Consider the following 14,221-nt stretch of genomic DNA (forward strand, 5'->3'; position numbering starts at 1 on the left):
CGCACCACCTCGCGGCGCGGCACGTGCAGGCCGGGTTCGCGGCCGTGCTCGTGTGCGTCGCGCTCGGGCTGCTGGCGAAGGCGGCGTTCGGCGCGTAACGCGGCATCCGATCGTGCGCGGGCAACGAGCCCGCGCACGATCGCGATGAGCCCGCCATGCCGAAATCTTCACAATTCGCCGGGAGTCCCGTGCTAGATTCGTGGCGCGTCGCCATCGCGACGGGTATCGAATCTAACAACTAGTAAGGATTCCTGTAATGGCCATCAGCACACGAGGATGCGCGGCGATTGCCACGCTGCTGTTCGCACCGCTCACCGCTTTCGCCACCCCTGCCTACACCGCCGCACTGACGCTCGCCACGCTGTCGCCATCGGTCGGCGGAACCGACAAGGCCACGCTCAAGCTCACCAACACCGGCACCGCGCCCGCAGCCGCCGGGCTGTTCATCGGGATGCCGGCCGGCTTCAGCGCGAACGGTCTCACCAGCACCTGCGGCGGCACGCTCACCGACGACGGGGCATCGCGCGCCGCACTGTCCGGCATGACGGTGCCGGCCGGCGGCACCTGCACGCTCGGCTTCACGCTCGACGTGCCGCCCGTCGCGGCGCTGCCGCCGGCGGGTGCGCGCAGCTTCACGATCGCGGCCGACACGGCCGCGGGGCTCGCGACGCTGTCCGCCGCCACGGCACCCACGCTCTCCGGCTTCCTCGGCGCGACGCCGGGCCTTTACAGCAACACGTGGTTTCCGTCGACGGTGCGCAGCGTCGGCACGCTCGACCTGTTCATCACGCCGCAGACGGACCCGGGCCCGAACTCGAACGTGTTCTGGTCGAACCAGGTCAATTCGCTGCACGGCTATACCGGCCTGCAGTCGACCGAGCTGGTGTCGGCCAGCGAAGGCGTCGGCAAGCAATTCCTGTTCAGCCTGTGGGGCGCGACCGCCGCGAAGCCCGGCACGCCCGCGAGCGCCGGCATCGGCGCGGGCAGCTATTGCACGGTGAGCGGCTCGGCGACCGACGGCAGCGCGGGCGCGCAGTGCCGCTATCGCTACGACTGGCAGGCCGGCCACACCTACCGGTTCCGCATCACGCCCGACGCGAACCAGGGCCCCGGCTGGTTCAAGAGCAACGTCACCGACGTGACGCCCGGCGCGGCCGGCGACAGCTTCGACATCGGCAGCATCTATGTCGGCACGACGCAGACGCAGGTGCCCGTCTCGTCGATCGGCCAGTGGGTCGAATATTTCGACTGGAACTCGAGCCGCACGAGTTGCACGTCGATCGCGTACACGGACGCGCAGTTCAGCATTCGCGCGTACGACGCGATCGGCAACGCGGTGACGGTGCCGGCGCCGTCGGTCACGGTCAACAAGACCTGCCCGGCCAGCGATGCGAATGCGTCCGTATCGAACGGCGTCGCGACGCTGATCGGCGGCCCGCAGCAATCGGCGGCCGGCCTCGTGAAAGCGAACGGTACCTGCCTGACCGCGTCGGGCGGCCTGGCCGACGGTCATCCGGCCGTGCTCGGTGCGTGCCCGACGCTCGCGTCGGTGCGCACGTCCGGCGGCACGCACTTCAATCCGCAACTGTGGGTCGTCGCGGGTGACGGTACGCTGCAGACCAAGTACAGCTACTGCCTCACCGCGCAAACCAACGGCGCGCTGCTGCGCACGTGCGCGGCCGGTGCGGCGGATCAGCAATGGCGGGTGAAAGCCGGCACGGCACCCGGTTCGGCGCAGCTCGTGTCGCAGTCGACAGGCCGCTGCCTGGCGCCTGCCGCCGGCGGCGCGTTGACGCTCCAGCCGTGCACGGCCGCCACGGCAGTCTGGACAACGCCTGGCAAGAGCTTCGCGTACTGACCGGCTCAGACCAGCGCGCAGCGCCACGGAACAAAACGCCCGGCCCGACTCGTCGTCGGCACCGGGCGTTTTTTACTGCAACGGGCACCACCGGCCAACGAAACGATAGCCCGTCGTCATCAAAACAGCTGCGGCGTAACCGTCATTTGAGCCATTCACGCAGCCTGCCGGCAATGCTGGATCGCTCGACATACCCCAGTGCCGAAACCGCGCATATCGCTCCGATTGCCGCATACAGCAACACCATTTCTCCGTGCCTTCCGAAGTCCGGCCATGCAGCATTGGTCAAAACCGCAAGAACGATCGATCCTGCAACGCCGCCCACGATGACCAGCATCGGCAAGACCGCCTTCCGGGGAAGTCGCGTGCCAGCCCAATAGACCGGATACGAAAGCAGCATGGCCACCGGCAATGCAACCGCGAAAGCAACCGCGGAAAAAGCGATCGACACACCGCCGAAATCCCTGACGGACAAAATGCCGATGAGCAAGCCGGCCGCGATCGCGGCAGTCAGACTTGCGCCGAGCCAATCAGAAATCTTCAATTTTTTCTCCCGTGGTGCCCGCCGGCCATTCGGAGCGGCTTCGGCACTTTTGCCAGGCATATCCGCAAACCCGTCTCGTCAAACAAAACGCCCGGCCCGACTCGTCGTCGGTACCGGGCGTTGTCCATCGCGATCACAACCTGAACGTCAGGTCGCGAATCCTGCCATCCGCTTGCGTTCCTGCCGCAGCATCACGAAGTTCGCGATCACGACGCCGGCCGTCACCGCGACGATGAACAGCGTCGCGAGCGCATTCATCTCCGGATTCAACCCGAGGCGCACGCGCGAGAACACCACGAGCGGCAGCGTCGTCGAGCCGGGACCCGACAGGAACGCCGACAGCACGAGGTCGTCGATCGACAGCGTAAACGACAGCAGCCAGCCCGCGATCAGCGCCTGCGAGATCAGCGGCAGCGTGATCGTGAAGAACACCTTCAGCGGCGTCGCGCCGAGATCGAGCGCAGCTTCCTCCAGCGACGGGTTCAGCTCGCGCACGCGCGACTGCACGATGATGGCGACGTACGAAATGCACAGCATCACGTGACCGAGCCAGATCGTGAACACGCCACGCTCGGCCGGCCAGCCGATCCACTTCGCCAGTTCGATGAACAGCAGCAGCAGCGAGATCCCCTGGATCACCTCGGGAATCACGAGCGGCGCGTTGATCATCCCGCTGAACAGCGCGAAGCCGCGAAAGCGCCCCATCCGGGCGAGCACGAAACCGGCCCAGGTGCCGATGATCACCGACGCGAACGCGGTCAGCACGCCGATCTTCAGCGACAGCCACGCGGCCGTCAGCAGCTCGTCGTCCTCGACGAGCGCCGCGTACCAGCGGAACGAGAAGCCCGACCACACGGTGACGAGCTTCGACTCGTTGAACGAATAGACGATCAGGCTGACGATCGGGATATACAGGAACGCGAAGCCGGCAAACAGCGCCGCGAACTGCAGGTAACGATTCGGCTTCATCGGCGGCCTCCCTGCTCCTTCGCCTGGAAGTGCTGGAACATCGCCATCGGCACGAGCAGCAGCAGCACCATCGCGCAGGTCACGGCCGACGCCATCGGCCAGTCTGCGTTGTTGAAGAACTCATTCCACATCACGCGGCCGATCATCAGCGTGTTCGCGCCACCGAGCAGCTCGGGAATCACGTACTCGCCGACCGCCGGGATGAACACGAGCAGGCAGCCCGCGATGATCCCGTTCTTCGACAACGGCAGCGTGATCTGCACGAACGCCTTCCACGGCTTGGCGCCGAGGTCGTAAGCGGCTTCGAGCAGGCGCAGGTCCATCTTCACCAGGTGCGCGTACAGCGGCATCACGAGGAACGGCAGGTACGAATACACCATCCCGATGTACACCGCGTAGTTGGTTCGATACAGCTCGATCGGCGTATGGGTCAGGCCGATCCACATCAGGAAGTTGTTCAGCAGCCCGTTGTTCTTCAGGATGCCGATCCACGCGTACACGCGGATCAGGAACGACGTCCAGAACGGCAGCATCACGCCCATCATCAGCAGGTTGCGGGTCGCCGGGTTCGAGCGCGCGATGTAGTACGCCATCGGATAGCCGATCAGCAAACACAGCAGCGTCGTGATCGCGGCCACCCACACCGAGTTCACGTAGGTCGCGAAATACAGGCTGTCCGTGAACAGGAACGCGTAGTGCGACAGGTTCAGCGCGACGTGCACGACGCCGTCGGTGTACGACGCAAGCTCCGTGTACGGCGGGATGCCGAGCTGCAGCTCCGCGAAACTGATCTTGACGACCAGCACGAACGGCACGAGGAAGAACAGCACGAGCCACGTGAACGGCCCCGCGACGACCGCCGTGGCGCCCGTCAGGTTGAAGCGCCGCACCGGCCACGAGAGCATGGACTTGAACGTGGTCATGACGTCAGCACCACGCCGGCCGTCGCGCTCCAGCGCACGTAGATCTCGTCGCCGAGCGACGGCGTGTCGAGCTCGGAAATCGCGAGGCTCGACACGTTCGCGATCACCGTCTTGCCCGCGTCGAGCCTCACGTGATACAGCGAGTAGCCGCCCATGTACGCGACGTTGCTGATCCGGCCGCGCGCCCAGTTGAACGCGCCTTCGGGCGGCTTGCGCGTGAGCGCGATCCGTTCGGGGCGCACCGACACCGTAACCGGCATCCCGAGCGGGCCCGAGATCCCGTGGCTCACGTACAGCCGGCTCGGCAGCTCCGGCGATTCGATGTACACGTGGTCGGGCTCGTCTTCGACGGTCACGCCTTCGAACAGGTTCGTCGAGCCGATGAATTCGGCCGAGAAGCGGCTGTTCGGATATTCGTACACTTCGTTCGGCGAGCCGATCTGCACGATCTGCCCTTCGCTCATCACCGCGAGGCGATTCGCCATCGTCATCGCCTCTTCCTGGTCGTGCGTGACCATGATGCAGGTGACGCCGACCCTGTTCAGGATGTTGACGAGCTCGATCTGCGTGCGCTGGCGGATCTGCTTGTCGAGCGCGGACATCGGCTCGTCGAGCAGCAGCAGCTTCGGCCGCTTGACCAGCGAGCGCGCGAGCGCGACGCGCTGCTGCTGGCCGCCCGACAGCTGATGCGGCTTGCGCTTCGCGTACTTGCTCATCTGCACGAGTTCGAGCACCGATGCGACGCGCTCCTTCAGCTCGGCCTTCGGCGTGCCTTCCTGCTTGAGACCGAACGCGACGTTCGACTCGACCGACATGTGCGGGAACAGCGCATACGACTGGAACATCATGTTCACGGGCCGCTTGTACGGCGGCATCTGCGCGAGATCCTCGCCGTCGATCAGGATCTTGCCCGACGTGACCGTCTCGAGGCCCGCGAGCATCCGCAGCAACGTCGACTTGCCGCAGCCCGAGCTGCCGAGCAGCGCGAACAGCTCGCCCTGGCGCACGGTCAGGTTGACGCTGCGCACGGCTTCGGTGTCGCCGAATTTCTTGACGACGTCGACGATCTGGACAAAGGTCTCGGCGCGCGCATCGGCGCCGGAGGAGGAAACGGAGGACGGCGCGCCCGCGACCGGCGCACCCGACTGGCTATTCATGATGTGCTGCTTCTCTCCTGCGGTGAACGAACAAAGCCCCCGGGGGTACCAGGGGCTTCATGACTGCTGGGAACATCGGTGCGTGTCAGCGGCCCGACTTCAGCTCGGTCCACAGACGCGTCTGCAGACGCTGGATTTCAGGCGGCAGCGGCTTGAGCAGGAACAGCGTCTTCACGACGTCGGCCGGCGGATAGACGGCCGGGTCGTTCGCGACGTCGGGCCGCACGTACTTGCGGGCCTCGGCGTTGGCGCTCGGGTAGTACACCGCGTTCGTGATCGCCGCGTGCACCTTCGGATCCTCGATGTAGTTGATCCACTGCAGCGCGGCATCCTTGTCCTTCGCATCCTTCGGGATCGCCATCACGTCGAACCACACCGGCGCGCCGCCCTTCGGAATGTAGTACTCGATCTTGTACGGCTTCTTCGCTTCCATCGCGCGATGCTTCGCGATCACGACGTCGCCCGACCAGCCGAACGCGAAGCAGATGTCGCCGCCGACCAGGTCGTTGATGTAGCCCGACGAGTTGAATTGCGTGATGTACGGGCGGATCTTCTTCAGCACTTCCATCGCCGCCTTGTAGTCGGCCGGGTTCGTGCTCATCGGATCCTTGCCGATGTAGTGCAGTGCGGCCGCGAACATCTGGTCGGGTGCGTCGAGCACCGACACGCCGCAGGTCTTCAGCTTCGAGAGGTTTTCCGGCTTGAACAGGATGTCCCAGTTGTCGAGCGGCACCTTGCCGAGCGCCTGCTGCGCCTTCGTCAGGTTGTACGCGAGACCGGTCGTGCCGTACGCCCAGGGTACCGAGAACTTGTTGCCCGGGTCCGCGCCGGCGACGAGCGCCATCAGTTGCGGATCGAGGTACTTGAGGTTCGGCAGCTTCGACTTGTCGAGCGGCGCGAAGATGCCGGCGGCGATCTGCTTGCCCGCGTAGTTGCTGGTCGGCACGACGATGTCGTAGCCCGAGCTGCCCGTCAGCAGCTTCGCCTGCAGCGTGTCGTCGCTGTCGTAGTTGTCGTAGCGGACCTTGACGCCCGTCTGCTTCTCGAAGTTCGGGATCGTGTCCTTCGCAATGTAGTCCGACCAGTTATAGACATTGAGCTGCGTATCCTTCGCCGCTGCCGCCGATGCACCCACGCACAGCGCGAGCGCTGCGAACCGGCCCACTACCTTTGCTTTCATCCCGTTCTCCCTCCGACCGGACACGTTGCCCGGCTGCCGTCTGCCTCGTCATGGCGGCGCATTCTGGCGCGCCACCCCTCGAAAACCCCGAAAACTACCATCATTCGCGCCCCGTCACAAAAAAATCATGGCGGTGTCGCGCAAACGGAACAGATTCCCGCCGCCGGCCAGGCAGGCCGCCCGTGCGACGGGGCGTTCCCGGGGAATTCTATCGGTTAATCGGCGGCTGTCCACCGGGAAAAACAGGCGGCGGCTCGCGCGTTCGCCGGCCGGACGCGCGGGCCGCCCGGCGGCTGCGCCGGACACCCGGCCGTACTGTCACGCCGCGGCACCAGTACGGCATGCTGGCCGCGCCCGCCCGACCGACCGGCCGCGATGCATTAAAATGGCGGCTGACGATTCAACTGCGTGAACCCTTCCGATGGCCTCCAATCTCCACGACCTGCCCGACAGCCCCTGCATCGGCGTGTGCTCGACCCTCTTCGACGAAGTCTGCAAGGGCTGCGGCCGCACGGCCGCCGAAGTGTCGAACTGGGTGTTCCTGAGCGACGACGAAAAGCGCGCGATCTGGGAGCGCATCTCGCGCGAAGGCACCGCGATGCGCTTCCAGTACGACAAGCTGTAAATCCGCCGCGCAAAAAAAGAGCGGCATGCCGACCGCCATGCCGCCAACCCCAACTCTGTTCTTTTCCCGCCGCGTCTAGAACTTCATCCCGACGCCCACGCCGACGATCAGCGGATCGATGTGCAGCGTGCCGATGCCCTTGTCGCCGAGCGTCGCATCGGTGCTCATCCAGATCTTCTTCACGTCGACGTTCACGAAGACCTTCTTCGTCACCTGCACGTCCACGCCGAACTGCAGCGCGGGGCCGAAGCTGCTCTTGTTGATCGACACGCCCTGCCCGCCGACGTTGAGCCCGTTGTTGTAGAAGTACGTGTAGTTCACGCCCGCGCCGACGTACGGACGCACCTTGCCGGCATGGTTGAAGTGGTACTGCAGCAGCAGCGTCGGCGGCAGCACGCCCACGCCGCCGAGATTGCCGACGCTCGACGTCATCTGGTGCCGCGACGTGCCGAGGATCAGCTCGACCCCGAGGTAGTCGCGGATCATGTACGTGAAATCGAGCTCGGGCACGATCGCGTTGTTCACGCCGACGTTGAGCGCACCCAGCGTGTCGCTCGCGCGTTCGTTCGGCTGGATGCTGATCGCGCGCAGTCGAACCAGGACATCGCCCTGATTGATGCCGTCGCCCGGCGAGGCCGCGTGCGACAGCGAAGGCATCGCGGCGAAAGCGGCTGCGACGGCCGCAGCGGTGACACAAGTTCGAATCGTTTTATGCATGGTACGGACCCCCAAAGAATGGTTTCCATTCTCCCTGTAGGGTCTTTTCGGCATGTTGATATCCGTCAAGCCAGCGTAAACGTGGGACGGTTTGCCGCAGGCTCGGCCGCACCGCCCGTCAGCAGCAGGTCGAGCAGATCGCGCACGCTGCGGATCGCACGGCCGAACGGCAACGCTTCGCGGCCGCGGAAGAACAGCCCGTTCGCGACGTCGCCGCGCAGCGCAGCCGCCAGCCGCGTGTCGATGCAGAAATGGCCGAACTTCTCGATGCCGTCGCGCAAGCCGCATACGCTCAGGCATTCGAGCGCGGTCGGGCAGCGCTGCTTCAGTGCGCCGAGCTTGGTGCGGATGCGCGTCTCGTTGCGCAGGTAACGATCGAGCCACGGCGTTTTCACCGCGCGTGCGGGCAGCCCCGTCACGCTGACGAATTCGACGATGTCGTCGGGTGTCGCGTCGGCGAGCACGCGCTTGAAGTGCGGATGCGCATCGCCCTCTTCCGTCACCGCGAACGGTGTCCCCACCTGCACGCCGTTCGCACCGGCCTCGAACGCCGCACGCACCGTGTCGTGACTGTTGATCCCGCCCGCAACGATCAGCGGGATCGTTTCGCGCGCGAGCCCGAGCGACGCCATCACCTGCGCGGTCTCGTCGAGCACGCGCGCGAAATCGAACCGGCCGTCGTGCATGTCGTCGATCTGCGTGACGCCGAGATGGCCGCCCGCATGCGCCGGATGCTCGATCACGATCGCGTCGGGCAGGCGCCCCTTCTTCATCCACTTCTTCAGCACGAGCGCGATCCCGCGGCTGTCCGACAGGATCGGGATCAGCGCGATGTCGTGTCCTTGCGTGAGATCGGGCAGGTCGAGCGGCAGGCCCGCGCCCATCACGATCGCGTCTGCCCCCTCGTCGCATGCGACCCGCACGTAATCCGCATGCGCGCTCACCGCCTTCATCACGTTGACCGCGATCATCCCGCGCCCTTCGCCGTAGGTCTTCGCGAGGCGGATCTCGCGGGCGAGCGCCTCGAGGTTCGCGGCTTCTAGCGTCGCGCGATCGGGTTGTGCGCGGCAACGCGCGAGCAGGTCGGCATGATGGTGGCGCAGGTCGATGCTCGCGATCGTGCCGACCGCGCCTTCGCGCGCGACGCTGCCCGCGAGCCGGTGCGCGGAAATGCCGACGCCCATGCCGCCCTGCACGACAGGCAGCAAGGCGCGGCCGCGAATCGTCAGCGGCGGAAAGGAAGTGCGTACGGTCATCGGTTACCTCATCAGAACATCGGAACATCGGAACCGCGATGATCGACGATCCACCGACGCGCACCTTGACGGCCGTCAATAAAAAAACGGCACGCGAGCGTGCCGTTTCCGGTTCAGGCCGTGATTGAGGCCGTGAGCAACGCTCAGGCCGGCTTCGCGGGCTTGAGCTGCATCGACTTGTACTCGAGATATTCTTCGAGCCCGTACACGCCGTTCTCGCGGCCGTGCCCCGACTGCTTGTAGCCGCCGAACGGCGCGGCCATGTTCCACGTGCCGCCGTTGATGTCGACCTGCCCGGTGCGGATGCGGCGCGCGATGCCCATCGCGCGTTCGTCGCTGCCGGCCCACACCGCGCCGCCGAGCCCGTACGGCGAATCGTTCGCGATCCGCACGGCCTCGTCTTCATCGCGATACGTGATGATCGACAGCACCGGCCCGAAGATCTCTTCCTGCGCGATCGTCGATTTCGGATCGACGCGGCCGAACACGGTCGGCTTCACGAAGAAGCCCTTCGCGAGCCCTTCCGGCAAACCGGTGCCGCCCGTCACGAGCTCCGCGCCTTCGTCGATCCCGCGCTGGATGTAGTCCTGCACACGCTGCTGCTGCACGGCCGATGCCAGCGCGCCGAGACGCGTCGCATCCTGCCGCGGATCGCCGGCGACGTAGGTTTCGGCCGCCGCCTTCGCGATCGCGCGCGCCTCGTCGTAGCGCGCTTCCGGCACCAGCATGCGCGTGTGCGCCGAGCAGGTCTGCCCCGCGTTCAGGTAGCACGCGTTGACCGTGCCCTTCACCGCCGTCGCGAAATCGGCATCGTCGAGGATCACCGAGGCCGACTTGCCGCCCAGCTCGAGCGCGACGCGCTTGACGCCCGCGGCCGCCAGTTCGGCCACGCGCTTGCCGGCGCGCGTCGAACCCGTGAACGACACCATGTCGACGTCCGGATCGGTGGCCAGCACCTCGCCGACCACCGGGCCATAGCCGCACACGAGGTTGAACACGCCGGCCGGCAGCCCGGCTTCGTGAATCGCCTCGGCGAGCATGAACGCGTTGAGCGGCGCAACCTCGGACGGCTTCAGGACCACCGTGCAGCCGGCCGCGAGCGCCGGCGCGACCTTCAGCGTCACCTGGTTGAGCGGGTAGTTCCACGGCGTGATCGCCGCGACGACGCCGACCGGCTCGCGCACGACGAGCGAGTTGCCGACCTGTGCCTCGAATTCGAACGACTCGGCGAGCTTCGCGTACGCCTTCCAGTTGTAGATCGGGCCGCCGACCTGGATCGCGCGCGACAGCTTGATCGGCATCCCGACTTCGCCGGTGATCGACTGCGCGAGTTCCTCGCTGCGCGCCTGCAGATGCTCGACGATCTTGCGCAGGTAGCCCGCGCGCGTCGCGGGCGGCGTGACCGCCCATGCGTCGAAAGCTGCGCGCGCCGCGCGGATCGCATCCTGCGCGTCGGATGCGACGCCTTCCGGAATCCGGCCGATCACGGCTTCGGTGCCCGAGTCGATCACGTCGATCGTGCCGGTGCCGGCCGGTTTGCGCCACGCGCCGTCGATATAGAACTGGTCGTAGATTTTCATCGTTTTCCGCCTCCAGGAAAGCCGACATTCTAGCGAGCGTTTCGGTCGGCCGGTATGACGATTGACAGCCATTCGAAAGCTCTTTAGCCTCGGCGCCTCATTCATCATAAGAAAGGAGAATGCCTTGAGCATCCTGACCAAAATCGAGGGCGGCTATCTTCAGGTACTGCGCGTGATCGTGCTGTTGTTCGCGACCGCGGTCCTGATCGGCGGGGTCATATTCGGCGCGGTCGCACTCGATGCGCGCCTGTCGAAACCGCCGAAGGTCGATTCGGCCATCCAGGTCGATCCAGCATCGTTCGCGTGGGAGAACGACGCACCCGCCAAGGCCACGCCGGCCGCCGACGGCGCAGCAGCCAAGGACGACAACGCGTCGCCCGCGCTGCGCCTGTCGACGCAACTGTCCGGCATCGTGCAGAAGCACGGCCGCGCGGCCCTGTCGTCGGACTACGCGGTCGATCGCGACGCGTACGAGCCGTCGTTCCAGCGCGTGCTCGGCGACGACGACCATCCTGACGTCGCGTACTACGAGCAGCAGATCGCGTATCTCGACAAGGTGCTGTCGCGCGCGGACGTCGCGGCCAGCGTCAAGAAGAAGGTCACCGGGCACGGCGACGAATATGCGCGCGAGCAGGCGTACACCGACGTCGTGTCGGCGGTCATGCGCGACTTCTCCGAGCGCTACGACGCACGCCGCACCGCGATCGACAACGAGAAGAAGGCCGCGGAAGAAACGGCGGCCGAGAACGGCCAGACCGCGCGCTACGCCGGCGTCGCCGCACTCGTCGCGCTGTACTCGTTCGTGTCGCTCGCGGTGCTGATCATCCTGATCCGCGTCGAGCGCAGCATCCGCTCGATCGCGCGCGCCACGCACACGACGACCTGAACCGCCTCATCCGCAGCCCGCGTGCCGGGCTGCGGCGAGCCCGGCAACGGGCCCGTTTCGCGGCGCAAGCGGCCGTTCCCCGGCCGCATCCTGGCGCGTGATTCGTCACGCGCTCCCGCACTTTCCGTTCCCGCTGCCCCCTCACTTCGCCGTCGGCCATCCACGCCCGCGCAGCGTCCGTTTCGTCACCGCCATGTCAGCATCCGCCCGGGTGCGCGGCCGGGCCCGCATCGTGCTATGTTTTTATTATCGGCACCGGCTCATTGCAACCGGTGCCGCCCGGAATCGACGTATTTCGTGAGCGCTGCCATGTCCGACGCACCCCATATCCTCGGCTCGCAAGACCGCCTCGAGCTGCTTTGCTGGCTCACCTGCGGCAACCTCGGCGCGTTTTACCTCAACGAATCGTGGCCGGACGCCACGTTCCAGGTCCAGGCCGCGCACCGCTGGCTCGACCGCCATCACCGTCAGGCCGACTGGCTCGTGGTCGCCAGGCTCGCCGCGCTCGCGCAGGACATCGCGAAGCGGCATGCCGGGTTCGTCGATGCGTCGTGGGCGCGCGACGCGGTCGAGGAAATCGTCGATACCGACGATCTCGACTATCGGGCGAAACTCGTGCAATGGGTCTACGAAGACTGCTGCAAGGCGCTCGCCGACAAGCGGCTGGCCGATTGAGTCCATGCGCGCGGGCCGCGGCGTCGCGCGGCCGCCCGTCTTTGCGTCGATGATGTGCGCGTGACAGCCGGCATGACCTGCGCAGGTATGTCGCGCACCCCGCACCGCCACGCGCCGGGAAACTTACAGCAGCGACTTCGCCTGCGTCAGTACCTTGTCGCAGATCTGCTTGGTCACCTGCTGCTTCAGGCCGCCGCCGCTCAGGTCGAGCTTGCTGCCGTTGCCGGCGTCGAGGACGCCGCTCGCGCCGCTCGTATAGCCGCTGTCGGACGACGCGTTGCCGCCGAGCTTGCCCATCAGCGCGTCCTTCACCGACGACGCGCCGCCGGATGCCCCGCCGAGATAGTTGTTCTGGATGCAGAACTGCAGCAGGCCCGCGACGTTGCCGGTGCTGCCCGACATCAGCGACGCACCGCCACCGCCCGTCAATGCGCCGCCGAGGCCGCCGAGGTTGCCGAGCGCACCGCCTGCGCTGCTGCCTGAATCGCCGCCGCCGCCGACCTGCTTCAGGACGTCGCCAAGTTGTGCATGCGCCACCGAAAACGGCGCGAGCAATCCGATCAGCGCGCCGGCAACGGTCGCGCGGTATAGACGTGCATTCATGTGAAGCCTCCCGGTTGTGATTGCATGAGTCCCGCGAATCGAATTCAAGGATACTCAATCAACCGGGGCATGACAGCCTTCGGACACGGCCTGAAACGTCAGGCATCGTGATATCGCCACAATTTGACAAAGCTTGACGTCACGCGTCGGCTCGCCGGCCCCTCGTTCGCGCCGCATGTATCGCGGCGAGTCGCCCGGCGCGCGCAGGTGCGCCGCTATGCATCCGCCGCACGCGCTCCCGGCCATGAAGCGGCAACGGAAACCAGTGCCAGCATTACGCCGATCGACGCGAACGGCATGGCCGGATGCAGCTCGTACAGCATCGCGCCGGCCAGCGGCCCGATCACCATACTGAGCCCCTGGGCCATCGACATCGCGCCCGCGCACGCAGCCTGCTCGTGCGGCGCCACCCGCGCACTCGCCAGTGCCGCCACGGCCGGAAACGCCGCGCCCATCCCGCATGCGGCGACGAGATAGCTCGCACACAGCGTGAGCGGCTGCGTGGCCTCGGCCATCAGCACCGACGCGAATCCGGCGCCGCCCGCGAGCGCGCCCCAGCGCAACCACTGCACGGGCGCAACCGACCGGAAGCGCCCGACCAGCGCCTGCGTCACGATCAGCCCGAGGCCCGCGCTGCCGAGCGCATACCCGGTCGTGAGCGGCGCGGCCTGCGCGCTCACGCCCAGGCGGTCGATCACGTAGAACCCGAGTGCGCTGTTCGCGATCATGACGGCGCTGTAAAGCGCCAGCGCGCCGAACCAGGGCAGCCGCAGGCGCGGCTCGGTCGGTTTCAGGCGAGGCGTTGCCTGCCGCACCGCGCCGTCGTGACCGTCGCGCCGGCCGCGCAACCCGGCCAGTCCGGCAAGCGGCAACACCGCGAACACGGCCAGCGCAAGCGTCATGTCGTACCCGGCGATCCAGCCCGCGAGCGGCGGCGCGATCACCATCCCGACGGCGCCCAGGGGTCAGCTCCGTAAGCACCGGGTGCCCCTGTTGTGTAGCGCGGCGGCGCTGAAAGGACCCGGACGCCGGACCGAGGCACGCGGCGGGCGGGGTCGGGGGGGTTCGGGGCGGGGGTTCGCGTGCCGCCCCGCGCCGTCGTGCCCGTCGCCCGGGCCGCGCACCCCGGCCATGCCGGCAGGCGGCACCCCCGCAACCGCGCCCAGCGCAAGCGCCATGTCGTACCCGGCGACCCACCCGGCGGGCGGCGGCGCGATCCCCCCCCCGACGGCGCCCGCGGCACCGAAC

General features: G+C 66.8%; 14 protein-coding genes. 4 read left to right on the top strand and 10 right to left on the bottom strand.

The genetic code is table 11. From position 1 onward, the window contains the following. Nucleotides 1-256 precede the first annotated feature (256 nt). A complete protein-coding gene (locus G3N61_RS34290; RefSeq protein ID WP_205824572.1) occupies nucleotides 257-1,858 on the top strand; it encodes a DUF3472 domain-containing protein in 1,602 nt (533 codons plus the stop codon). Between the two features lie 142 nt (nucleotides 1,859-2,000). Here the strand turns inward: G3N61_RS34290 and G3N61_RS34295 are convergent, their stop codons facing one another. The 5 genes from G3N61_RS34295 to G3N61_RS34315 all read right to left on the bottom strand — a co-directional run bounded on the left by G3N61_RS34295 (nucleotide 2,001) and on the right by G3N61_RS34315 (nucleotide 6,631). Further along, nucleotides 2,001-2,402 (bottom strand): hypothetical protein, encoded by a 402-nt coding sequence (locus G3N61_RS34295; protein WP_205824573.1) that lies wholly within the window; start codon nucleotides 2,400-2,402, stop codon nucleotides 2,001-2,003. Between the two features lie 147 nt (nucleotides 2,403-2,549). Continuing rightward, complete coding sequence (locus tag G3N61_RS34300) at nucleotides 2,550-3,371, bottom strand: ABC transporter permease subunit (RefSeq protein ID WP_043183029.1); 822 nt, start codon at nucleotides 3,369-3,371, stop codon at nucleotides 2,550-2,552. Then, nucleotides 3,368-4,294, bottom strand: coding sequence for an ABC transporter permease subunit (locus G3N61_RS34305; RefSeq protein ID WP_043183030.1), 927 nt, complete (start codon nucleotides 4,292-4,294; stop codon nucleotides 3,368-3,370). Before G3N61_RS34305 ends, G3N61_RS34300 begins: the two co-directional genes overlap by 4 nt. After that, complete coding sequence (potA, locus tag G3N61_RS34310) at nucleotides 4,291-5,451, bottom strand: polyamine ABC transporter ATP-binding protein (protein WP_043183031.1); 1,161 nt, start codon at nucleotides 5,449-5,451, stop codon at nucleotides 4,291-4,293. The genes G3N61_RS34305 and potA overlap by 4 nt, the downstream gene beginning before the upstream one ends. Nucleotides 5,452-5,536: 85 nt before the next feature. Continuing rightward, nucleotides 5,537-6,631 (bottom strand): polyamine ABC transporter substrate-binding protein, encoded by a 1,095-nt coding sequence (locus tag G3N61_RS34315; protein ID WP_043183033.1) that lies wholly within the window; start codon nucleotides 6,629-6,631, stop codon nucleotides 5,537-5,539. Between the two features lie 421 nt (nucleotides 6,632-7,052). On the opposite strand from G3N61_RS34315, the gene G3N61_RS34320 reads away from it, so the two are divergent. Continuing rightward, complete coding sequence (locus G3N61_RS34320) at nucleotides 7,053-7,256, top strand: DUF1289 domain-containing protein (RefSeq protein ID WP_043183034.1); 204 nt, start codon at nucleotides 7,053-7,055, stop codon at nucleotides 7,254-7,256. Between the two features lie 75 nt (nucleotides 7,257-7,331). On the opposite strand, the gene G3N61_RS34325 is transcribed toward G3N61_RS34320, so the two are convergent. The 3 genes from G3N61_RS34325 to G3N61_RS34335 form a co-directional block, all read right to left on the bottom strand. Beyond that, nucleotides 7,332-7,973, bottom strand: coding sequence for an OmpW family outer membrane protein (locus G3N61_RS34325; RefSeq protein ID WP_043183035.1), 642 nt, complete (start codon nucleotides 7,971-7,973; stop codon nucleotides 7,332-7,334). A gap of 65 nt (nucleotides 7,974-8,038) precedes the next feature. Next, nucleotides 8,039-9,229 (bottom strand): nitronate monooxygenase family protein, encoded by a 1,191-nt coding sequence (locus G3N61_RS34330; protein WP_205824574.1) that lies wholly within the window; start codon nucleotides 9,227-9,229, stop codon nucleotides 8,039-8,041. Between the two features lie 143 nt (nucleotides 9,230-9,372). Next, a complete protein-coding gene (locus G3N61_RS34335) occupies nucleotides 9,373-10,809 on the bottom strand; it encodes an aldehyde dehydrogenase family protein (RefSeq protein ID WP_205824575.1) in 1,437 nt (478 codons plus the stop codon). A gap of 124 nt (nucleotides 10,810-10,933) precedes the next feature. Between G3N61_RS34335 and G3N61_RS34340 the strand changes: the two genes are divergently transcribed. Further along, nucleotides 10,934-11,695, top strand: coding sequence for a hypothetical protein (locus G3N61_RS34340; RefSeq protein ID WP_043183040.1), 762 nt, complete (start codon nucleotides 10,934-10,936; stop codon nucleotides 11,693-11,695). A 309-nt stretch (nucleotides 11,696-12,004) separates the two neighbouring features. Continuing rightward, the gene (locus tag G3N61_RS34345; protein ID WP_043183042.1) at nucleotides 12,005-12,370 is read left to right on the top strand and encodes a hypothetical protein; all 366 of its coding nucleotides are present in this window, start codon (nucleotides 12,005-12,007) and stop codon (nucleotides 12,368-12,370) included. Between the two features lie 123 nt (nucleotides 12,371-12,493). On the opposite strand, the gene G3N61_RS34350 is transcribed toward G3N61_RS34345, so the two are convergent. Together G3N61_RS34350 and G3N61_RS34355 are read right to left on the bottom strand one after the other, a co-directional pair. Beyond that, on the bottom strand, nucleotides 12,494-12,973 hold the full coding sequence (locus tag G3N61_RS34350; protein ID WP_205824576.1) for a DUF2501 domain-containing protein: 480 nt from the start codon (nucleotides 12,971-12,973) through the stop codon (nucleotides 12,494-12,496). A gap of 215 nt (nucleotides 12,974-13,188) precedes the next feature. Next, nucleotides 13,189-13,920 (bottom strand): MFS transporter, encoded by a 732-nt coding sequence (locus G3N61_RS34355; protein WP_205824577.1) that lies wholly within the window; start codon nucleotides 13,918-13,920, stop codon nucleotides 13,189-13,191. Nucleotides 13,921-14,221 lie beyond the last annotated feature (301 nt).

This window comes from Burkholderia sp. Ac-20349, from assembly GCF_017104865.1.
Lineage (GTDB): Bacteria > Pseudomonadota > Gammaproteobacteria > Burkholderiales > Burkholderiaceae > Burkholderia > Burkholderia aenigmatica.

Bases quoted from the DNA above. Each gene is read 5' to 3' on its own strand.
- G3N61_RS34300 (WP_043183029.1), bottom strand. From the start codon at position 3,371: ATGAAGCCGAATCGTTACCTGCAGTTCGCGGCGCTGTTTGCCGGCTTC.
- G3N61_RS34320 (WP_043183034.1), top strand. From the start codon at position 7,053: ATGGCCTCCAATCTCCACGACCTGCCCGACAGCCCCTGCATCGGCGTG.
- G3N61_RS34290 (WP_205824572.1), top strand. From the start codon at position 257: ATGGCCATCAGCACACGAGGATGCGCGGCGATTGCCACGCTGCTGTTC.
- G3N61_RS34330 (WP_205824574.1), bottom strand. From the start codon at position 9,229: ATGACCGTACGCACTTCCTTTCCGCCGCTGACGATTCGCGGCCGCGCC.
- G3N61_RS34315 (WP_043183033.1), bottom strand. From the start codon at position 6,631: ATGAAAGCAAAGGTAGTGGGCCGGTTCGCAGCGCTCGCGCTGTGCGTG.
- G3N61_RS34345 (WP_043183042.1), top strand. From the start codon at position 12,005: ATGTCCGACGCACCCCATATCCTCGGCTCGCAAGACCGCCTCGAGCTG.
- G3N61_RS34305 (WP_043183030.1), bottom strand. From the start codon at position 4,294: ATGACCACGTTCAAGTCCATGCTCTCGTGGCCGGTGCGGCGCTTCAAC.
- G3N61_RS34325 (WP_043183035.1), bottom strand. From the start codon at position 7,973: ATGCATAAAACGATTCGAACTTGTGTCACCGCTGCGGCCGTCGCAGCC.
- potA (WP_043183031.1), bottom strand. From the start codon at position 5,451: ATGAATAGCCAGTCGGGTGCGCCGGTCGCGGGCGCGCCGTCCTCCGTT.
- G3N61_RS34355 (WP_205824577.1), bottom strand. From the start codon at position 13,920: ATGGTGATCGCGCCGCCGCTCGCGGGCTGGATCGCCGGGTACGACATG.
- G3N61_RS34335 (WP_205824575.1), bottom strand. From the start codon at position 10,809: ATGAAAATCTACGACCAGTTCTATATCGACGGCGCGTGGCGCAAACCG.
- G3N61_RS34350 (WP_205824576.1), bottom strand. From the start codon at position 12,973: ATGAATGCACGTCTATACCGCGCGACCGTTGCCGGCGCGCTGATCGGA.